The organism is Streptomyces sp. NPDC026500, assembly GCF_055567635.1.
In genome coordinates, this window is the sequence record NZ_JBVHQB010000003.1 from 126,280 (window position 1) to 146,370 (window position 20,091).

The window sequence follows — 20,091 nt, forward strand, 5'->3', positions numbered from 1 at the left end:
CCTACCAGAGATTGAAGGCGGCGTATACCCGTCAGGGGAGGGCGAGTTGAGGATGCGGAGCCGAAGGCGAACCGCGTTGGGCTACGGTCTGAGCGCACAGCGGCACGAGCGGCACGAGCGGCACGGACGGTACGAAGGGCACGGACGGCACACAGGTCGCGCGGCAGACTCCGCGCGGAAAAAATGTGCGGACGCGGTCACAACGGGGAGAGTCGGTCATGAACGAGTCGGGCCGGGTGGAGGCCTTCAGCGACGGCGTCTTCGCCATCGCCATCACGCTGCTGATCCTGGAGATCAAGGTCCCCGAGGTCGGTGAGAGCGGCGGACTGTGGCATGCGCTCGGACAGCAGTGGCCCTCGTACGCTGCCTACGTCGTCAGCTTCCTGGTGATCGGCATCATGTGGATCAACCACCATCAGGTGTTCAGTTACGTCGCCCGGGTCGACCGCACCCTGATGTTCCTGAACCTGCTCCTGCTGATGGTGGTGGCCGCGATCCCCTGGCCCACGGCGATGCTCGCGGAGTACCTGCGCGAGGGCAGGGCGTCCCATGTCGCCGCCGCCGTCTACAGCTTGGTCATGGTGGCCATGGCCCTCGCGTTCACGGCCGTGTGGTGGCACCTCACCCGCACCGGACGCCTTCTCGACAGCCGCGTCGACGTCGAGGGCGCCCGGCGGACCCGCGTCCGCTTCGCCCTCGGCTCTCTGGTCTATCCGGGGACGGTCGCGCTCTCCTTCGTCTCGGCGCCGCTGACCCTGGCCGCGCATGGGCTGCTCGCGGTCTACTACGGCTTCAACCAGGTGCCGGTGCCGATGCGTTCGTCCGAGACGGCCGGGTCGGCAGAAGAGGGCGTGTGAGGACGTACTTCCTCCGTCGAAGCAGTTGAGGCGGCCGAGGAGGTTCGGTCGGGCCGCAGGAGGGCGGCGGCCAGGGTCAGGGCCGTGGCCGCGATGACCGTGGCCACCGTGAACGCCAGCCGGTAGCCGTCCGCCGTCGCGGCGACGACGTGCTCGCCCGCGCCGGTCAGCCGCTCGGTGCGACTCGCCGCCAGTGTCGTCAGCACGGCGAGGCCCAGTGAACCGCCCACCACCTGCGTGGTGTTGAAGAGTCCGGAGGCCAGGCCGGCGTCTTCCGCACGGGCGCCCGACATGGCGAGCCCGGTCACCGCGGGCATCGCGGCCGCGAATCCCGCGGAGAGCAGGAGCAGCGGGGGCAGCACGTCGGTGACGTACGACCCTTCGACCGGGGCGCGGCTGAGCAGGGCGAGGCCCGCCGTGATGAGGGCGAGTCCGGCGAGCAGGACGCGGTACGGGCCGAAGCGGGCGATCGTGCGCGCCGACAGGCTCAGCATCAGCACGCCGATGGTGATCGGCGCGGGCAGGAACGCCGTGCCTGTGAGCAACTCGCTGTAGCCGAGGACGCGTTGGAGGTAGAGCGCGCCGAGGTACTGGAAGCCGTACATCCCGGCGATCATCAGGATCTGTACGCCGTTCGCGCTCGTCAGGGTCCGGGAGCGCAGCAGTCGCAGCCGCAGCAGGGGGCGGGCGGCCCGCGCCTGGCGCAGGGTGAAGCCGGCGAACAGGGCGAGCGCGAGCACGCCGAGCGCGAGTGTGCCGCCGAGGCCGCGCTCCCCGGCGCCGACGATCGCGTACACCGTCAGCATCAGCGCGCTGGTGACCAGGGCCGCGCCCGGACAGTCGGCGCCGCTGCCGAGACCGGCTCCGGTGTCCGCGGTGAGAATCCGCAGTGCGGCGACCAAGGCCAGTACGCCGATCGGCACGTTGATCAGAAAGATCCAGTGCCAGTCGAGGGCCTGTGTCAGCGCGCCGCCGAGGAAGGTGCCGAGGGCCCCGCCCGCCGCGCCGACCGCGCTGAACACCGCGATGGCGCGGCCCTGTTCGCGGGGCTCGGGGAAGAGCGCCACCAGCATGCCGAGGACCACGGCCGAGGTCATGGCCCCGCCGACCCCCTGGAGGGCGCGGGCCGCGACCAGCATGCCCTGCCCGTCGGCGACCCCGCACAGCACGGACGCCGCGGTGAACACGACGAGCCCGGCCGTGAACATCCGCTTGCGGCCCACCAGATCGCCGAGCCTGCCCACGAGCAGCAACAGCCCCCCGAACGGGATCAGATACGCGTTCACGACCCAGGCGAGCCCGGGGGCGGAGAAGCCGAGGTCGCTCTGGACGGCGGGCATGGCTACGGTGACGATGTTCCCGTCCAGGATCGTCATCAGCGTGCCGGCGCACAGGACGACGAGCGAGGCCCACCGGGAGTACGTTCGTGGTGTCGACGGCCTTGCCGGTTCGGTCCGGGACAGCATGACGATGACCTCCGTGTTCTCCGTGGACCGCGTCGATATGGACCGCGTCGGTTCCACGGACGTTCTCCCTTGGTGCACGACTTGTAACGGGGTACATCGTCAGTGACCATGGAGACCGGCGTAAGGAGGCACTTCGATGTCCCAGGGGAACACCGGTGTTACCTCGCAGGCAGTGCTCGCGCAGGCGTGCCCGGTCCGCGAGGTTCTTGACAGGGTCGCCGGAAAATGGAGCGTGCTGATCATCGTGGCCGCCGCGCACGGCCCGATCCGCTTCACGGAGCTGGAGCGCAGCATCGAGGGGATCAGCCGTCGCATGCTGACCCTGACCCTGCGCAACCTCGAGCGCGACGGCCTCGTCACACGCACCGTGCATCCGACCGTACCGCCGAAGGTCGAGTACGAACTCACCCCGGTGGCTCGCGAGTTGCACGCGACGCTGCTCTCCCTGACCGACTGGGCCGAGCGGCACCGTGTCACGATCGCCGAATCCCGCGCGGCCTACGACGCCGAGCACCGGCCGGAGCCGGTCGACGCGTAGGCCGCCCGGCGGCGCGGTCCGCAGAGGTCAGGACTCGAAATAACTGGGGTCGGTGGCCAGGGACTTGAAGACGTCCCGGGGGTCCGGCAGGAGCCGGCGTTCCGTGAGGTCCATCAGACCGCAGACCGCCGTGATCTCGGCGGACACCGTGCCGTCGGCCTTCCGGATGGTCTGCTCCATGCGGAAGCTCTTGCCCTCACCCCAGATGAAGGCGCACGTCACCTCGACCTCGTCGCCGGCGAGCAGCTCGCGCCGATAGCGGATGGTCGTCTCCAGCACGACCGGGCCCACGCGCCGGTCCGCCAGCTCCGGCTGGCTGATCCCCGCCGCGTGCAGCAACGACCAGCGGGCGTGCTCGGCGTATTGCAGATACACGCTCTGGTTCAGATGCCCCTGCACGTCGGTCTCGTATCCGCGAACGGTCACGGGGACGGAAAACGGCTCTGCCACGACTTTCCCTTCGACGACTGCGACTGCCTCTACGACTGCGACTGCCTCTATGAACGCGACTGCTGCCACGACCGCAACTGCCTGCCCGACCGCGACGGTGGCACGACCGCAACTGCCGGGCGCCCTCGGGGTGCTGCCGCCGGGCGCCTCACGTCCGCCGGGGCGAGGCCAGCGCGTACCGGGTGCCCGTGCGCGGTTCCGTGTGTTCGCCGACCTGCCAGCCCGCCTTCTCCAGGGTGGCCGCGCAGGCTCGCAGCGTCTCCGGGTCCGGCTCGCGCACGGCGACGGCCTCCGGCTGCGGTGTCGCCCGTACCCGGTAGCCGCCGCCCTCCGCTCCGGCGGGCCGGTGCCCCGCCGCCTCCAGCGCGAGCGCGGCGGCCTGCACCAGATGGGTGCGCTCCCAGGCGCAGGGAAGGTCGGTGGCGCCGTCAGGACGGGTCATCCGGCGCAGCTCCAGGAGCCCCTGCCAGGCGCTGTGCACCTCCCGCAGCCGCGCGGGGCCCGCCTCGGGCCCCTCGTCGCCGCCGATCCGCGCGGCGAACACGCCGGACGCCGCCGGGGCGGACACCTCGGCGGCATGGGCAGGCTCGGGAGTCCCGGGTGCCTCGCGCAGCCGATGCCCGGCCGGTGTCAGGAAGTGGTCGCGCGGCGGACGCGGATGGCGGAAGGCGAGCCCCCGCTGCACCAGGGCCGCGAGCTGGGCCTCGGTGCCCTTCAGCCGCCCGGTCACGGGGTCGGCGGCATCGATGAGGCGCCGCTGCGCGGCGGTCGGCGGTCGTGTCACGGCGCGCTCCCTCCACCACCGGGTGGCGCCACGGCGCTTCTGCCCGGCCGCGGCTCAGTGTTTCTCCGACCTCTCTCCCGCCGGGGAGAGCGGTCCATGGGAACAGTACGCGTCGGGTCTGACATTCCAGCCGGCCACCACATGCCGCCGGTGTTCGGTGCTCAACCGGCTCATCGTCCCGGTGGCGAGCTGGAAGAGGGCGCCGGACTGGGCGGTCAGCCCGAGCCGGCGCGCGGTCAGCACCCGCAGGAAGTGGCCGTGCGAGACGACGACCACGCTGCCCTCCGACTCGGCGAGCGCCGCGTCGATCCTGGCCAGGATCCGCTCGGCGCGCGCCCCGACCTCGTCCGGGGTCTCCCCGGGGTGCTCGGGCGGCCCGGCCGCGACGCCGTCCGTGAACAGGAACCAGTCGGGCCGCTCCCGGTGGATCTCGACGGTCGTGATCCCCTCGTACCCGCCGTAGTCCCACTCGCGGAGGTCGGCGTCGACCCGTGCGCCGACGACCCCCGCCAGCTCGGCCGTCTCCCGCGCCCGGCGCATCGGACTGACGAACGCCGCCGCGATGTGGTGCCGGGCGATCAGCGGACCGAGCCGCCGTGCCTGCTCGCGGCCGTTGTCGGTCAGCGGGACATCGGTCGACCCCGTGTGCCGCCCGGACATCGACCATTCGGTCTCACCGTGCCGTACGAGGAGCAGGTCACCCATCGCCGCGCCCTTCCGTCCGTGCGTCAGCTGCTGTCCCTCGTACGGTGACACCGGCCGGGCCGGGCCGCAGCACCGGCTCCTCCGACCGGCCCCACCCCTCCACACCCTCCCCGTCCACCCCGGCCCCGCCCGGTTCCCTACTGCCGGTACCCGCTCAGGAACCGTCCGATCCGGCTGATCGCCGCGTCCAGGTCGTCGGCGTGCGGGAGCGTGAGGATGCGGAAGTGGTCGGGTCGCGGCCAGTTGAAGCCGGTGCCCTGGACGACCTGGATCTTCTCGCGCAGCAGCAGGTCGAGGACGAACTTCTCGTCGTCGTGGATTGGATGCACGGCGGGGTCGATGCGCGGGAACGCGTACAGCGCGCCCTTGGGTTTGACGCACGAGACGCCGGGGATCTCGTTGAGCTTCTCCCAGGCGCGGTCGCGCTGCTCGCGGAGCCGGCCGCCGGGCCCGGTCAGCTCGTGGATCGACTGGCGGCCGCCGAGCGCGGCCTGAATGGCGTACTGCGCCGGAGCGTTGGCGCACAGCCGCATGGAGGCCAGCATCGTCAGCCCCTCCAGGTAGTTGCGCGCATGCTGCTTGGGGCCAGTGACGACCAGCCAGCCGGAACGGAATCCGGCGACGCGGTACGTCTTGGACAGACCGCAGAAGGTGAGGACCACCAGGTCGGGGGCGAGGGCCGCGGCCGAGTGGTGCACGGCGTCGTCGTAGAGGATCTGGTCGTAGATCTCGTCGGCGAACACCATCAGGCCGTGCCGACGGGCGAGATCGAGGATGCCCTCGACGATCTCCTTCGGATAGACCGCGCCCGTCGGGTTGTTGGGGTTGATGATGACGACCGCGCGCGTCCGGTCGGTGATCTTCGCCGCCATGTCGTCCAGGTCCGGGTACCACTCGGACTGTTCGTCGCAGAGGTAGTGCACCGCCTTGCCGCCGGCGAGGGTGGTGACGGCCGTCCAGAGCGGGAAGTCCGGGGCGGGGATGAGGACTTCGTCACCGTCCTCGACCAGGGCCTGTACGGCCATGGAGACCAGCTCCGAGACGCCGTTGCCGAGGAAGACGTCGTCCACGCCGACGTCCAGGCCCCGGTCCTGGTAGCGCTGGGCGACGGCCCGACGGGCGGACAGGACGCCGCGCGAGTCGGTGTAGCCGTGTGCCCGGGGCAGCATCCGGATCATGTCCTGGAGGATCTCCTCCGGCGCCTCGAAACCGAAGAGGGCCGGGTTGCCGGTGTTCAGGCGCAGCACGCTGTGGCCCGCCGCCTCCAGTGCGTCGGCGTGCTCGATCACCGGGCCGCGGATCTCGTAACAGACCTCGCTGAGCTTGCTCGACTGCCGGAACTCCATGCGCTGCGCCCTCCGGTTGTGGTGTTGCTTGGTTTTACCAAGTGGGAGCTTGGAAAGTCCAACAAGATAGCTAGACTGCGTCGCATGTCACCGCGCCGAAGCTACGACCAGTACTGTTCCGCCGCCCGTGCCCTCGACGCCGTCGGGGACCGGTGGACCCTCCTGATCGTCCGTGAACTGCTCGGCGGACCGCGCCGCTACACCGATCTGCACGCCGATCTGCCGGGCGTCAGCACCGACGTCCTCGCCTCCCGGCTCAAGGACATGGAGCGCGACGGCCTGGCCACGCGGCGCCGCCTGCCGCCGCCGGGCGCGGCCTACGTCTATGAACTCACCGTACGCGGACAGGAGTTGCTACCCGTCCTCCAGGCGCTCGGAGAGTGGGGCGCGCCCGCGCTGGGCGAGCGGCGGCCCACCGACGCCGTACGGGCGCACTGGTTCGCGCTGCCGCTGCTGCGGGGGCTGGGCGCCGCCGGGGCGGGGGAGGGGCTGGTCGAAGTGCACCTGGACGAGGGCCGGTTCCATGTGTGGCTGGGCTCCGAGGAAGGGCCGCTCTACGGGGACGGGCCCGCTCCACGGGAGCCGGACGCCCGGCTGACGCTGGACACGCGGACGGGCGAGGCCATGAACCGGGGAACTTTGAAGCTGCTCGACGCGCTGCGCGAACGGAGCGTCGACGTGACGGGAGACGGACCCCTCGCCAAGGCGCTCCGCGAGGCGTGACGCCGCACGGCGGACTCCGTGCCACCGCCGCCCGTCGGAGGGACCTGGCGGGCCGCTGGAGGGACTTGGCGGCCCGCTGGAGGGGGCCGGAGGGGAAGCTGGGACCGAAGGCAGAGGCCCGCCACGCTCCCCGGCGGGGAACGCGGCGGGCCTCGGCCCGCGGCCTACGGGTCAGGCGCCCGGCGGAATCCGGGACGGGCGTCCGGTGCCCCGCGTCAGCGCGTATCCGCCGATGCCCGCGAGGGCCGCGAGGATGCCGCCGATCGCGGTCCACACCCAGCGGTCGGACCACCAGCCGGAGGTCCAGCCGTCGTCGGGTTCGAGCGAGGACAGCACCGCCGTCCTGGAGTCGGAACTGTCGTCGGACTTCTCGGACGTCGTGGCGATGCCCGGGACCAACGGCTTGGCGAGCGAGCCGTCGACCGCCGCCGAACCGCCGATGTCCTTGGAGTCCACCCGGAGTTCCGTGCTCATCGGCAGACCCAGATCGGCCGCCCCGAGACCGGTGGCGGTGAGCCGGATGTAATACGTGCCCGGCAGCGGGTCGTTGGACCAGGTCTCCGACCAGGCGCGGACGGTGCGCAGGGTGCAGGACAGCTCCACGGTGGACGCGTCCGCCGCCGCCGTCCGTGTCTGCGCCCCGTACTGGCAGGCCTGACGGCGCCGCAGACCGTCGTACACGTCGATCTGCCAGGTCTCGCCGGAGGCGCGCTTGGACGCCTCGGGCAGCTTCACCGTCGCCTTCACGGTGGGCCGCTGCCCGGCGTCCGCGGGGAACTGCCAGTACAGGTAGTCACCCGTGGAGGCGCCTGCGGTGGCCTGCACTCCCTGCTCGATCTCGGTCGCCGTACGGAACGACGTACCGGCCTCGGTCGGCGTGGCGGCGTCACTCGAGGGGCTCGCGGAAGGCGAGGCGTCGGCGAAGGCCGGGGAAGCGGCCGCACCGAGCAGCGCGGGCGCCGCGGCGACCCCCGCGAGAAGGACGGCGGTGCTCAGCACACGTCGGATACGCATCAGTTGGTCCTCCAGACCGAGAACCGCCAGCGAGAGATCCAGCCCCACAGCACACCCGCGAGGAAGCCGATGAGCACCAGCGCGCCCAGCAGCCACCAGCCGCGCCCGAGGCCGAAGGAGGCCACGTCGCCCGCCTGGTCGGGGCCGCCGACGACGTCGACGGTCAGTTCCAGCGGCAGTCCGGGCGTGGTCTTCACACCGGGCGCGGCCGAGAAGGAGTTGGACACCTGCAGACACACGACCTCGGCGGGCGCGTTGTCGTCGTCGCTCTCGGCCTTCGGGTAGCGCAGACCGGTCGAGACGACGTCGGTGCGGCCGTTCCCGGCCGCCTCGCCGCGCACGATCTCCCGGCCGTGCACGGTGACGGCACGCAGCAGCACCCCGTAGTCGGGGTTGACCTGACGGTCGGCCGCGATGCTCACCGAGGCGCGCAGCTCCTTGCCCGGCGCGACCTCCACGCGGTACCAGCGGTGCTGCGCGAACTCCTCGCGGTCGGTGTAGATGCCCGACTTGACGGCGGGAGCGCCGGTGCACGAGTCGGCACCTTCCACGGCCACCGGCTTCACCACCGGATCGGCGGCCCGGTCCACCAACTGGTTGACGCGGTCGCTGAGTTGCTCCTTGTGCTCCACCGAGGTGTACGTGCCACCGGTGGCCTCGGCGATGCAGCTCAGCTGCTTGCTCACCTTGACGTCGGGGACCAGCCCCAGGGTGTCGATGGTCAGGTCGATGCCCTTGGCCGCGATCTCGCGGGCCACCTGGCACGGGTCGAGCGGCTGGCAGGTGTCCTCGCCGTCGCTGATGAGCACGATGCGACGGGTGCCCTCACCGCCGTTGAGGTCGTCGGCCGCCTTGAGCAGGGCGGGGCCTATCGGGGTCCAGCCGGTCGGGTTGAGGGTCGCGACGGCGGTCTTCGCCTCGGTGCGGTCCAGGGTCCCCACCGGATACAGCTGGGCCGTGTCCTTGCAGCCCGTCTTGCGGTCGTCCCCCGGATAGTTGGCGCCGAGGGTGCGGATGCCGAGCTGCACCTCCTGCGGCGTCGCGTCGAGCACTTCGTTGAACGCCTGCTTGGCCGCGGACATCCGCGACTCGCCGTCGATGTCCCGGGCACGCATCGAACCGCTGACGTCCAGCAGGAGTTCGACCTTGGGAGCGGTAGCCGTGGTTTCGTCGGCGACCGCTCCGGCCGGGAAGGCGATCCCGGCGGCCAGGGCGGCGAGCAGGGCGCAGACGCCCGCCGCCAGCCGTTGTCTTGTGATCATCGGCGGATCCTATTGATCAAAGGTGCCGCGCGTAAAAACGAGAGGTGTCCCGCGTCATGACGAGCCGGGGCCGGCGAGCGGCTGAGGGAGCCGTGTCCACAGGTCACCGGGGGTCTCGGGGGACAGCCGCATCAAGGTCAGCGCTTTGGTGGGGAGCGGCTCGCGCAGGAGCGCGGGGAGGTCCGTGGTGCGCGGAAGATCCGGTGCGACCGTCTCAAGGGCCTCGCGGAGCGCGGCCGTCGAGCCCGCCGTCGCGCCCAGCGCGCCCCCGACGAGGGAACCGAAGAGCTTGCGGCGCAGGACGGTCTCGTCGTCGGTCACGATGCGTCCGGACAGCCGCGGGACCGGGATGCCGTGGCGGGCCAGCCGGGCCGGGCTCACCCGGATGTCGGCCAGGTCGCGGTATACGAGCCGGACGGGGGAGCCGGCGCGGTCGAGAACCACGAGCAGGTTCTGGCCGTGCGCCTCCAGGGCCACCCCGAGCTCCAGCAACCGCAGCCCCACAGTGAGGACGAGACGGGTGAACTCGGCCAGCCAGGAGGCCTTTTCGGGCAGTGCGGTCAACGGAAGGGCGGCCACCGGGACACACCGCTCGCCCGCACCCGCGTACCCGTCCGGCGACTCCCGTACCACCGCGGCGAGATCGGGGAGACCGGCGGTGGCCGCGCCGAGGGTGCGGGTGATGTGCAGCGGCACGTCCAGGCGTGCCGTCATCTCTTCCATGAAGGCCGAAACCGTGTCGGCCGTCTCCACCGAGTACACCGAGATGTCCCGCACCGACGAGGTCAGCCGGGCGCTCAACGCCGTCTTCACATGCGGCCCGTCCGGCACCGCCAGGGTGCGCAGGGACATCAACGGGCGGGCGGTGAAACCCTCCTGGACCGGGGCATCGAGCACATGAGCGCTCTGCCAGGGATGCACCGGGATCAGTACCCGCTTCCCGTCGCGCAGCCACTTCGGCCATTCGCCCGTGACGAGAGCGTCGTCCACCGCCACCAGACCCAGGTCCACCGACGGCCGGTGCTCCGGCCCGTACGCGAGCTGCTCGGCCACCGAGAACCCGGGCCGCGCACGGCAGTTGGGGTGGTAGGGATGCCCGTCGACGATCCGCTGCTCCCACACCCAGCTCGCCTCGGACGCTCCAGGAGTGTCATCGGACGCCCGGTCCGCCCGCGACAGCGCCAAGGAGGCCACACTGTCGCCGAGTTCGACCGCGAAGACACCGCCGTGCGGCACATCGAGGGCGTCGACGAGCAGCTCCGGACGGTCGTACGCCCGCTCGCCGAGCCGCACTTCGGTGACGTACGCGGAAGTGGCGTACGGGTCGGGGCGCGGTCCGTGCAGCCGGCGGCCGTCGGCCAGGCGGACCGTGAGGCCGTCGCGGTCCGTGTCCCGGCCGGCGATCCACGGCAGCGGCTCGTACGCCAGCGCCCGCCACAACCGGGTCAGCACGGCGGCCCGAGCGCCCGGCAGCGCCTCCGCGTACGGCGCCGACAGATCGGGGCGTACGACGCTCAGTTCCTCGGCGAACGCCGCCTCGGTGTCGGGCGTGGAGGGAGGGTGCACAGGCGGGCTCCTTGGGTACGGGACTGCATCGTGATCGTCCGCCGCGGCAGACATACTGATCACCAGTGCACCGTATGGATCGAATGAACCGGATGGATCGCGTGGACTTCAAGCCGACCGTGTTTCCCCAGCTCACCCGGGGCGACACGGACGAGGCCGCAGACGCGTACGCCGCCGCGCCGTTGCTCAATTGTCTCCTTCGCGAACTGGCGGAGCCCACCGGGGAACCGGGCGTCCACCGGCTGCGCGCGAGCGGCCGGCTGCTGCGCGTGCGGGGGACGCGGCGCCCCTTCGGACCGGAGGCGCACGCCGACGGGACCTGGCATCGGCTCACTCACCCGGAACTGGTCGCACTCGCCGCCGAGGAGCTGCGCCGGTTCACCGGCGTGGCCAACCCGGGGCTGCCCGGGGAGATGACCGACAGCCGGGACGTGGTCGCGGCCCTCCTCCGGGCCCGCGCCCGCACGACGCCGCCCGAGGACCCGTACCTGCGCTCCGAACAGGCCCTGATCATGGGGCACCCGTACCACCCGGCGCCCAAGACCCGCGGCGGCGGCCCGGCCACCGGCTGGCTGCCGTACGCCCCCGAGGCGTACACCCGCTTCCCGCTGGAGCTGCTCGCCGTGCGCGAGGACGCGGTCGTCGAGGAGGGCGACACGACGGCGCTCGACGCGCTGGGCCAGGCCCCGCCGGGCTACCGGCTGCTGCCCGCCCACCCCTGGCAGCTCGCCCTGACCGGCACCCACCCGGCGATCCGGGACGCCTTCGCGGACGGCCGGCTCGTACGCCTCGGACCCACCGCCCGCCCGTTCCGGCCGACGGCCGCCGTCCGCACGCTCTACGCCCCCGAGGACGACCTGTTCGTCAAGTTCAGCCTCGATGTCCGCATCACCAACGACATCCGCCGGCTGTGGAAGCACGACCTGCTCAAGATGCGCGCCACCGACGCGGCGACCGCCGCCGCCTTCGCCGCGCAACCGGGGCCCGCCGCCTGGCTGAGCGACCGCGGCTACCGCACCGCCGACTTCGCGTTCGAGGAACTCGCCGTCCTGGTCCGCGACGGACTGCGCGGCCACCTCGTCCCCGGCGCGACCCCGCTGCTCGCCGCCGCCCTCGTGGAGGGCTTCGACGGCAGCCCGCTCGACAGACTCACCAACCCCGCCGCCTGGTGGGCCGCGTACCTGCGCCAGGTGGTGCCCCCGGTGCTGGAGGCGTTCGCCCGCCACGGAGTCGTCGTCGAGGCCCATCTGCAGAACACGGTGGTGGCCGTGGACGGAGCCGGTATGCCCGTCCAGGCCCTGTTCCGGGACGCGGAAGGCGTGAAACTGCTGCCGGGGGTGACCCGCCCGGCCGGCTGGGAACGGCTCGTGTACACCCTGATCGTCAACCACCTCATCGAGCTGGCCGCCCTCCTCGCCGAACGGTTCCCGGGCACGGACCCCTGGCCCGCCGTACGGGAGGAACTCCACCGCTACGGCACGGACCACGACCTCCCCGAGATCGCCGCGCTGCTCTCCTCGCCCACCCTCCCGGGCAAGACCAATCTGCTGCTCCGCTGGACGGACGCGGACGGCGCCGACGCGCGCTATGTGGCGCTGCCGAACCCACTGGCAGGCACCTGACGCCCGGGGGCCGGGCGACCGGCTGTCCTACAGTGTGATGTGTGCTCCGCGACGTGACCGCTGTTCGATACGTGACCCCGCTGACGGCGGGCGGCTCCGTGCCCGGAGTCGTCGAGGCCGACGACCTGGGCACCTATGTCGTGAAGTTCACGGGTGCCGCCCAGGGCCACAAGGCGCTGGTCGCCGAGATCATCGTCGGTGAGCTGGCCCGGGCCCTCGGGCTGCGGTTCCCCGAGCTGGTCCTCGTCCACTTCGACCCGGCCGTCGGCGGGCACGAGCCCCACCAGGAGGTCCAGGACCTGCTGCGGGCCAGTGCCGGGCTCAACCTCGGCATGGACTATCTGCCGGGCGCGAAGGACTTCACCCCGGAGATCGCGAGGACCTTCCCCGTCGACCCGCTGGAGGCGGGCCGGGTGATCTGGCTGGACGCCCTCACGGTCAACGTGGACCGTACGGTGCACAGCTCGAACCTGATGATCTGGCCCACCCTCGGCATCGCGCCGCCGCGGCTCTGGCTGATCGACCACGGCGCCGCCCTCGTCTTCCACCACCGCTGGGACGCCTCGTCGCCGGAGAAGGCGTACGACTTCCGGCGCCACGCGCTCGGCGGCCACCACCCCGACACCCGCGCAGCCGACGCCGAGCTGGCGCCCCGGGTGACCGAGGAACTGCTGCGCGCGATCCTGGCCGAGGTGCCCGACGCCTGGCTCACCGACGAGCCCGGTTTCGCGAGCCCCGACGCGGTCCGCGAGGCGTACGCCGGCTATCTGCTAGCCCGGGTGAGGGCCTCCGCGGCCTGGCTCCCCACGGACTTCCCGACCCGCGAGCAGCTCGCAGCCGAGGACGCCGACCGCGCGGAGCGGACCCAGCGGGGGCGGCCGGACTGGCTCAAAACGGTCCCTGACCTGCACGGCAAACCGGCGGCTGAACAGGATTGGTCGGTGCATCTCGGATGACGGACGTCCAGCGGGTCCAGATCGAGTACTGCACCCAGTGCCGCTGGCTGCCCCGCGCGGCCTGGCTGGCCCAGGAACTGCTCACCACCTTCGAGGCGGAGCTCGACGAGCTGTCGCTGAAGCCCGGCACCGGCGGCGTGTTCGTCGTCCGGGTCAACGACGAGGTGATCTGGGACCGCCGCGAGCAGGGGTTCCCCGAGCCCACGGCCGTCAAGCGCCTCGTACGCGACCGAGTGGCCCCGGAGAGATCCCTGGGCCACTCGGACAGAAACTCGGACGAACCGGCGAACTGAGACGGGACGGACGGACACGGCCGGCGAAGTGATACCGGACGGACGGACGGACCGGAGCACGAGACCGGGGCCGCCGGCGGGTCTCTACCGGGTCAGCCGGTCAGCTGCTCGTACGCGGGCAGCGTCAGGAAGTCCGCGTAGTCCTCGTCCAGCGCGACCTTCAGGAGCAGGTCGTGCGCCTGCTGCCAGCGGCCGGCCGCGAAGGCCTCCTCGCCGATCTCGGCGCGGATGTCCGCGAGTTCCCGCGCGGCGATCTCGCGGGCCAGCTCCGGGGTGGCCGCCACGGTCTTTCCATCGTGCTCGAAGACGACACCGGCGTTGATCCACTGCCAGATCTGCGAGCGCGAGATCTCGGCGGTGGCGGCGTCCTCCATGAGGTTGAAGATGGCGACCGCGCCGAGCCCGCGCAGCCAGGCCTCGATGTAACGGATGCCGACCTGCACGGCGTTGACCAGACCGTCGTACGTCGGCCGGGCGTCGAGCGAGTCCACGGCGATGAGGTCGCCGGGCGCGACCGACACGTCCTCGCGCAGCCGGTCCTTCTGGTTCGGCCGGTCGCCGAGGACGGCGTCGAAGGAGGCCATCGCGATCGGGACGAGGTCGGGGTGGGCCACCCACGAGCCGTCGAATCCGTCGCCCGCCTCACGGTCCTTGTCGGCCTTGACCTTCTCGAAGGCGACCTTGTTGACCTCTTCGTCGCGCCGCGAGGGGATGAACGCGGCCATCCCGCCGATCGCGTGGGCGCCGCGCTTGTGGCAGGTGCGGACGAGGAGTTCGGTGTACGCGCGCATGAACGGGGCCGTCATCGTCACCGCGTTGCGGTCCGGCAGGACGAACTTGGTTCCCCCGTCACGGAAGTTCTTGACGATGGAGAAGAGGTAGTCCCAGCGGCCCGCGTTCAACCCGGCGGCGTGGTCGCGGAGTTCGTAGAGGATCTCGTCCATCTCGTACGCGGCCGTGATCGTCTCGATCAGGACGGTCGCCCGGACCGTGCCCTGCGGGATGCCGACGTAGTCCTGCGCGAAGACGAACACGTCGTTCCACAGGCGGGCTTCGAGGTGGGACTCCGTCTTCGGCAGATAGAAGTACGGGCCCTTGCCGAGGTCGAGCAGCCGCTGGGCGTTGTGGAAGAAGTAGAGGCCGAAGTCGACCAGCGCGCCGGGCACGGGCGTGCCGTCGGCGGCGACGAGGTGGCGCTCGTTCAGATGCCAGCCGCGCGGCCGCATCACGACGGTCGCGAGCTCGTCGTCCGGCCCGAGGACGTACGACTTGCCGGAGCCCGGGTCGGTGAAGTCGATGCTGCGGGTGTACGCGTCGATCAGGTTCAGCTGACCGAGGACCACGTTCTCCCAGGTGGGCGCCGAGGCGTCCTCGAAGTCCGCGAGCCACACCCGGGCGCCGGAGTTGAGGGCGTTGATCGTCATCTTGCGGTCGGTGGGGCCGGTGATCTCGACACGGCGGTCGTTCAGCGCGGCCGGAGCGGGGGCCACCCTCCAGGAGTCGTCCGCGCGGATCGCGGCGGTCTCCGGGAGGAAGTCGAGCGTGGAGGTGCGGGCGATCTCGGCGCGGCGCTCCGCGCGGCGGGCGAGGAGTTCGTCACGCCGGGGCGTGAACAGCCGGTGCAGCTCGGCCACGAAGGCGAGGGCCGCGTCAGTGAGGACCTCCTCCTGCCGGGGCAGGGGCTCGGCGTCGACGATGGCCAGCGGGGACGGCGCTGGTGCTGACATGAGCTGTCACTTCCTTCAGCGAGCTATGTGCGGGCGAGCTGCATACGAGCGAACTGTCGGCGGGCGGACTGCGTGCGGGCGGGCTGCACAGGGCCATGCGAGCCAACCATGTGCGGCGTCACCGCGCCTGGCACCCGGTGCCGTGGCGCGCGGGGACGGCGCCGGGCGCCCTCGACCCGACGGGGCGCTTCTGAGCAGTGGATACTAATTTCCTCATGGTGGAAGTTCAATGGTTTGTTGATGTCGAGATTCTCCGGGTCGACAGAAGGTGGCGCTCGGTGCCATCCCGCTCACTCAAGGTGGACCAGGTCGGCCTCCGTGTCGATGTCGTACGCCCGCGCCACATCCCCGCACTCCACGAGGGTGATCGCGTCCTCGTGGGCCTTCAGATAGGCGCGCGCTCCCCGGTCGCCGGTGGCGGTCGCCGCGATCCCGGCCCAGTGACCGGCCCCGAAGAGCACCGGATGGCCGCGTTCCCCGTCGTAGGCCGCCGCGGCGAGCGTCAGCGGGGAGGCGTACGCGGCGAGCACCCGGGCGACCGCTTCCCGGCCGATCCCCGGCTGGTCGACCAGCGACACCAGCGCGGCCCGTGCCCCCGATTCGGCCAGTGAGTCGAGCCCCGCCCGCAGCGAGGAACCCATGCCCTCCTCCCATCGTGGGTTGTCCACGAGGACACACCCGGCCAGCGACGCCTGATCCCGTACGGCCTCCGCACCCGCCCCGAGGACGACATGGACGCGGGCGCAGCCGCCGGCGCGCAGCACCCCGACCGCATGTTCGACGAGCGGCCGTCCCCGGTGGGACAGGAGTGCCTTGGGGCGGCCCCCGAGGCGCCGTCCGCCTCCGGCCGCCAGAAGCAGCCCGGCCACCTCGTCCTTGTTCTCCGTCATCTCCCCTGCATACCCGACCGGGCCCGAGCGCGCCCCGGAACCCGGGCCGTCACCCCGGTGTCCCCAGGGCTGAATTTCGGTCCGCGCAGTGGCGCCCGGCGCACCGGGTGGCGTTTACTGGCCCGCGTCCCCCGGCGCCCGACCACCGCCACGGGGAGCTCGGGCCGACTTGAGGCCGTCGTAAGAGGGACCGACGCAGAACGGCGCGTGAGGGGGAGAGCTGTGTTGCGGAGCTTGGGGCAGAGGCCAGTGACCGGCAGCGACGAGGATCCGAGGGTGGCGGGGTTACTCACCGCCGTCTCCCGGCTGCGCCGTGAACTCGCCGCGCATCCGGCCGAGTTCCCCGACCGCGGCATCGCCGAGGACGAGCTCGCGGCCCTTGCCGCGATGGCCGCCGGAGGCATCCCGGAGATCCCCCGGCTGCGCCGCTCGCTCCTCCTGGTCGCGGGCGCGATCGGCTCGGTGAGCGCCCTGGCGACCCGCCTCGCGGACGTCCGAGACGCGGTCGAACTCTTCGGAGAGCCCCCGCGCCGAACCCTGCGGTGATCGCGCCGAACCCTGCGGTGATCGCACCGAACCGGGCGCTGATCGCGCCGGAGGACTCCGCGTCGAACCGGGCGGTGACCCCGTCGAACCGGGCGGTGACCGCGTCGAACCGGGCGGCGACCGTGCCGAAACCTCCCGTCCCGTCCAGGCCCGTCCCGTCCAGGCCCGGTTCAGCCCCGGCTGCGGATGACACCCCGCTCGGTGGCCGCCGCCACCGCCGAGGTGCGGGAGTCCACGCCCAACTTCGCGTAGATGTGCACCAGATGGGACTTCACCGTCGCCTGGCTCAGGAACAGCTTCTTGCTGATCTGCAGGTTCGAGAGACCGTCCTTGACCAGTTCGAGGACTTCCAGCTCGCGACGGCTGAGGGCGGCGGCGGGGGTGCGCATGCGGTCCATGAGGCGGTCGGCGACCTTCGGGGCGAGCGCCGAGTGACCCGAGGCGGCGGTGCGCACGGCGGTGGACAGCTCCTCGGGAGGGGCGTCCTTGAGGAGGTAGCCGGAGGCGCCCGCCTCGACCGCGGCGAGGATGTCCGCGTCGGTGTCGTACGTGGTGAGGACGAGGACCCGGGGCGCGCCGGGGCGTGCCGTGATGGCCGCCGTGGCCTCCGCTCCGTGCATCCCGGCGCCGAACTGGAGGTCCATCAGGACGACGTCCACACCGCCGGCCGCGGCGCGCTCCACCGCGGCCTCCGCCGTCGGCGCCTCCGCGACGATCTCGAATTCCGGCTCCGCGGACAGTACGGCGCGCAGTCCGGCGCGGACGACGGGATGGTCGTCCGCGAGCAGCAGGCGGATGGTCACGTCCGGTTCCCCGCGGCGTGCGGCAGCGGAAGCCGATCGGTGTCCAGGGACACCGTCTCCGGTGGCTCCCCTGTCTCCGGTGGCTCCCCTGTGACGGGCAGCGGCAGGGTGACCGCCACGGCCGTGCCCTGTCCGGGCGCCGACTCGACGGTGAACGTCCCGCCCAGCGACTCCGCCCGCGAGCGCATCGCGGGGAGACCGAAGCCCCCGTCCGTACGGTCCTGGTCCGGCCGTACGCCGCCGGGGGCGAAGCCGGCACCGTCGTCGACCACGTCCAGGGCGACCGAGGTGTCCATGAAGCTGAGGGTGATCTCCGCGCGGTCGGCGCGCGCGTGGCGCAGCGTGTTGCCGAGCGCCGACTGGGCGATCCGCAGCAGCGCCACCTCGTACGGGGTCGGAAGCTCGGCGGGCGGTCCGCTCACCGAGAAGCGGATCTTCGGCGTGTCGACGGCGGCCGACCGGCACAGCCGTTCCAGCGCGGCGGCCAGCGAGCCGTGTTCCAGGTCTGGAGGGGTGAGCGCGCGGACGAAGCGGCGGGCCTCGGCGAGGTTGTCCTGGGCGGTGGCGCGGGCCTGCTCCAGATGCGGGGCGGCCGGGGAGTCCACGGGCAGCAGACGCTGGGCGGCGCGCAGCAGGAGCTGGATGCTGGAGAGGCCCTGGGCGAGCGTGTCGTGGATCTCGCGGGCGAGCCGCTCCCGTTCGGCGAGCGTGCCCGCGGTGCGCTCGGCCTCGGCCAGCTCGGCGCGGGCGTCGATGAGCTCCTCGATCAGCTCGCGGCGGCGCTCGCTCTCCCGGTACAGCGCCTCGTACCCGAGGACCGTGGCGACCGCGACCGCCGCCCCGAGCAGCGGGCCGATGAACGCGCCGGGTGTGAGGGGCGCGCCGTGCGCCACGAAGCTCGCGATGGCCGCTCCGGCGGTCAGGGCGACCGCGGGCAGGCTCCAGCGCACCGGCAGCAGGTGCAGCTGCAGGAAGTAGAGCGGGAACGCCACCCACAGTCCGTCCGGTGAGAGCGTGACCAGCACCAGCCAGCTCGCGCTCAGGGCGGCCACCCATACCGCGGCCGCACGCCGTGAGCGGTGCACCGCCGGGCCGACGGCGCCTGCCGCCAGCACCGCGCCGGTCACGAGGACCGACAGGACGACCGCCGTCGGGTGGCCGCTGTCCCCCGAACGGAGGGCGGCCAGCAGCAGAAGCCCCGCGAGCAGGGCGTACAGGCACAGGCGCAGGGTGGCGACGACGGGGGAGTGGCGGCGGACATCCATGGTCGTTCCAGGGTAGGCGGGTCAGGGCCGGCCCCGGTCAACCGAAAGGTTGAAAGCGGTCTGCTCCCTTTGTCCGCGCGGCCTCCCTCCCGCGTCCGAGCGCCTTCGTTCCTCCGGTTCCGGCCGGTCCGTCTCCCGATGGCGCGGGCGCCCCTCTTTCGGCGCGGGTGAACCATGCCGTGGCGCGATGCCCCGGACACGGTCCGGGCAGCAGGGTTGAGCCATGTTCGTCGCATGGAGAGATCTACGGTTCGCCAAGGGGCGGTTCACCCTCATGGGAGCCGTGGTCCTACTGATCACCCTGCTCGTGGGCCTGCTGTCCGGGCTGACCGCCGGGCTCGCCGAGGAGAACACCTCCGCGGTCACCGGGCTGCCCGCCGACCACCTCGCCTTCGCCGCGCCACCCGCGGGGCAGTCGGTGTCCTTCACCGGCTCGGAGGTGTCCGCTCGTGCGCGGGGGACCTGGGCCCAGAGGCCCGGCGTCACCTCGGCCGAGCCCATCGGCATCCGCACCCTGAACGCGGCCGCCGGGAACCGTACGGCCGCGGTGTCCTCCTTCGCCGTGCGGCCGGGCTCCGGGATCGCCCCGGCCGGGGTCGCCCCGGGCCGTGTCGTGCTGTCCGAGAAGGCCGCCGCCGCGCTCGACGTCACGCCCGGGGACCGGGTGCGGCTCGGCGGCACCGCGCTGACCGTCGCGGCCGTGGCGGGCCATGCCTCGTACAGCCACACCCCCGTCGTGTGGACCGACCTCTCCGGTCCGGCGACCGTGCTCGCCCTCCGCACCGCCGGCGCCGACCTGCCGGCGGCCGACCGTGCGGCCGGAACGAAGACCCTCACCAGGGACGACGCCCTCACCGCCATCGGCTCCTACCGGGCCGAGAACGGCTCCCTCCAGCTCATGCGCGGATTCCTCTTCGTCATCTCGGCGCTCGTCATAGGGGCGTTCTTCACGGTCTGGACGATTCAGCGGTCGCCCGACATCGCCGTCCTGAAGGCGCTGGGCGCCTCCACGCCGTACCTGCTGCGGGACGCGCTCGGACAGGCGGTGCTCATGCTCGCCGTCGGGACGCTGCTCGGTACCGGGCTCGCCGCCGGAGCCGGCGTACTCGTGCGGGGCGGCGACGTGCCGTTCGTGCTGGACGGGCCGACCGTGCTCGGACCCGCCGCCGTGATGATCGCCCTCGGGGCGCTCGGCGCGGGCCTGTCCGTCCGGCGCATCACCGCCGTCGACCCACTGACCGCGCTGGGAGGCGCCCGATGAGGGCGCCGGGAGTCCCA

General features: G+C 72.2%; 20 protein-coding genes. 8 read left to right on the forward strand and 12 right to left on the reverse strand.

Annotation, left to right across the window (positions count from 1 at the left end; genetic code table 11):
- Positions 1 to 218: 218 nt before the first annotated feature.
- Positions 219 to 857, forward strand: coding sequence for a TMEM175 family protein (locus ACZ4N5_RS06410; RefSeq protein ID WP_467755974.1), 639 nt, complete (start codon positions 219 to 221; stop codon positions 855 to 857).
- On the opposite strand, the gene ACZ4N5_RS06415 is transcribed toward ACZ4N5_RS06410, so the two are convergent.
- Positions 785 to 2,323 (reverse strand): MFS transporter, encoded by a 1,539-nt coding sequence (locus tag ACZ4N5_RS06415; protein ID WP_467756295.1) that lies wholly within the window; start codon positions 2,321 to 2,323, stop codon positions 785 to 787. The genes ACZ4N5_RS06410 and ACZ4N5_RS06415 overlap by 73 nt on opposite strands.
- 136 nt (positions 2,324 to 2,459) lie before the next feature.
- Here ACZ4N5_RS06415 and ACZ4N5_RS06420 point away from each other — a divergent pair, with 136 nt between their 5' ends.
- Entirely contained in the window at positions 2,460 to 2,861 is a 402-nt protein-coding gene (locus tag ACZ4N5_RS06420) for a winged helix-turn-helix transcriptional regulator (protein ID WP_467755975.1), read from the forward strand.
- 27 nt (positions 2,862 to 2,888) lie between these two features.
- Here the strand turns inward: ACZ4N5_RS06420 and ACZ4N5_RS06425 are convergent, their stop codons facing one another.
- From ACZ4N5_RS06425 to ACZ4N5_RS06440, 4 genes are all read right to left on the reverse strand, one after another.
- On the reverse strand, positions 2,889 to 3,311 hold the full coding sequence (locus ACZ4N5_RS06425) for an acyl-CoA thioesterase (RefSeq protein WP_467755976.1): 423 nt from the start codon (positions 3,309 to 3,311) through the stop codon (positions 2,889 to 2,891).
- Between the two features lie 148 nt (positions 3,312 to 3,459).
- Entirely contained in the window at positions 3,460 to 4,095 is a 636-nt protein-coding gene (locus tag ACZ4N5_RS06430; protein ID WP_467755977.1) for a hypothetical protein, read from the reverse strand.
- 54 nt (positions 4,096 to 4,149) lie between these two features.
- Positions 4,150 to 4,800, reverse strand: coding sequence for a histidine phosphatase family protein (locus ACZ4N5_RS06435; protein ID WP_467755978.1), 651 nt, complete (start codon positions 4,798 to 4,800; stop codon positions 4,150 to 4,152).
- Between the two features lie 137 nt (positions 4,801 to 4,937).
- On the reverse strand, positions 4,938 to 6,146 hold the full coding sequence (locus ACZ4N5_RS06440) for a pyridoxal phosphate-dependent aminotransferase (RefSeq protein ID WP_355211894.1): 1,209 nt from the start codon (positions 6,144 to 6,146) through the stop codon (positions 4,938 to 4,940).
- An 84-nt stretch (positions 6,147 to 6,230) separates the two neighbouring features.
- Here ACZ4N5_RS06440 and ACZ4N5_RS06445 point away from each other — a divergent pair, with 84 nt between their 5' ends.
- The gene (locus ACZ4N5_RS06445) at positions 6,231 to 6,869 is read left to right on the forward strand and encodes a winged helix-turn-helix transcriptional regulator (RefSeq protein ID WP_467755979.1); all 639 of its coding nucleotides are present in this window, start codon (positions 6,231 to 6,233) and stop codon (positions 6,867 to 6,869) included.
- A gap of 171 nt (positions 6,870 to 7,040) precedes the next feature.
- Here ACZ4N5_RS06445 and ACZ4N5_RS06450 read toward each other — a convergent pair whose 3' ends face one another.
- The 3 genes from ACZ4N5_RS06450 to ACZ4N5_RS06460 are packed head-to-tail and all read right to left on the reverse strand — an operon-like array spanning position 7,041 to position 10,711.
- On the reverse strand, positions 7,041 to 7,883 hold the full coding sequence (locus ACZ4N5_RS06450) for a hypothetical protein (protein ID WP_467755980.1): 843 nt from the start codon (positions 7,881 to 7,883) through the stop codon (positions 7,041 to 7,043).
- Positions 7,883 to 9,145: a VWA domain-containing protein gene (locus tag ACZ4N5_RS06455; protein ID WP_467755981.1), complete on the reverse strand. Its 1,263-nt coding sequence runs from the start codon at positions 9,143 to 9,145 to the stop codon at positions 7,883 to 7,885. The genes ACZ4N5_RS06450 and ACZ4N5_RS06455 overlap by 1 nt, the downstream gene beginning before the upstream one ends.
- 54 nt (positions 9,146 to 9,199) lie before the next feature.
- On the reverse strand, positions 9,200 to 10,711 hold the full coding sequence (locus ACZ4N5_RS06460; RefSeq protein WP_467755982.1) for an IucA/IucC family protein: 1,512 nt from the start codon (positions 10,709 to 10,711) through the stop codon (positions 9,200 to 9,202).
- Between the two features lie 92 nt (positions 10,712 to 10,803).
- Between ACZ4N5_RS06460 and ACZ4N5_RS06465 the strand changes: the two genes are divergently transcribed.
- The 3 genes from ACZ4N5_RS06465 to ACZ4N5_RS06475 are packed head-to-tail and all read left to right on the forward strand — an operon-like array spanning position 10,804 to position 13,582.
- Positions 10,804 to 12,333: an IucA/IucC family protein gene (locus ACZ4N5_RS06465; protein ID WP_467755983.1), complete on the forward strand. Its 1,530-nt coding sequence runs from the start codon at positions 10,804 to 10,806 to the stop codon at positions 12,331 to 12,333.
- A 41-nt stretch (positions 12,334 to 12,374) separates the two neighbouring features.
- Positions 12,375 to 13,289, forward strand: a complete 915-nt coding sequence (locus tag ACZ4N5_RS06470; protein WP_467755984.1) for a HipA family kinase — start codon at positions 12,375 to 12,377, stop codon at positions 13,287 to 13,289.
- Positions 13,286 to 13,582, forward strand: a complete 297-nt coding sequence (locus tag ACZ4N5_RS06475) for an Rdx family protein (protein WP_467755985.1) — start codon at positions 13,286 to 13,288, stop codon at positions 13,580 to 13,582. Before ACZ4N5_RS06470 ends, ACZ4N5_RS06475 begins: the two co-directional genes overlap by 4 nt.
- A gap of 92 nt (positions 13,583 to 13,674) precedes the next feature.
- Here the strand turns inward: ACZ4N5_RS06475 and aceB are convergent, their stop codons facing one another.
- Both aceB and ACZ4N5_RS06485 read right to left on the reverse strand, forming a co-directional pair.
- Entirely contained in the window at positions 13,675 to 15,309 is a 1,635-nt protein-coding gene (aceB, locus tag ACZ4N5_RS06480; protein ID WP_467755986.1) for a malate synthase A, read from the reverse strand.
- Positions 15,310 to 15,599: 290 nt separating this feature from the next.
- Positions 15,600 to 16,199, reverse strand: a complete 600-nt coding sequence (locus ACZ4N5_RS06485) for a nucleotidyltransferase family protein (RefSeq protein ID WP_467755987.1) — start codon at positions 16,197 to 16,199, stop codon at positions 15,600 to 15,602.
- A 222-nt stretch (positions 16,200 to 16,421) separates the two neighbouring features.
- Here ACZ4N5_RS06485 and ACZ4N5_RS06490 point away from each other — a divergent pair, with 222 nt between their 5' ends.
- A complete protein-coding gene (locus ACZ4N5_RS06490) occupies positions 16,422 to 16,745 on the forward strand; it encodes a DUF5955 family protein (RefSeq protein WP_467755988.1) in 324 nt (107 codons plus the stop codon).
- Positions 16,746 to 16,915: 170 nt separating this feature from the next.
- On the opposite strand, the gene ACZ4N5_RS06495 is transcribed toward ACZ4N5_RS06490, so the two are convergent.
- Complete coding sequence (locus tag ACZ4N5_RS06495) at positions 16,916 to 17,548, reverse strand: response regulator (RefSeq protein ID WP_467755989.1); 633 nt, start codon at positions 17,546 to 17,548, stop codon at positions 16,916 to 16,918.
- Complete coding sequence (locus ACZ4N5_RS06500; RefSeq protein WP_467755990.1) at positions 17,545 to 18,813, reverse strand: sensor histidine kinase; 1,269 nt, start codon at positions 18,811 to 18,813, stop codon at positions 17,545 to 17,547. Before ACZ4N5_RS06500 ends, ACZ4N5_RS06495 begins: the two co-directional genes overlap by 4 nt.
- Before the next feature lie 223 nt (positions 18,814 to 19,036).
- On the opposite strand from ACZ4N5_RS06500, the gene ACZ4N5_RS06505 reads away from it, so the two are divergent.
- Positions 19,037 to 20,074: an ABC transporter permease gene (locus ACZ4N5_RS06505; RefSeq protein ID WP_467755991.1), complete on the forward strand. Its 1,038-nt coding sequence runs from the start codon at positions 19,037 to 19,039 to the stop codon at positions 20,072 to 20,074.
- Positions 20,075 to 20,091: the final 17 nt, after the last annotated feature.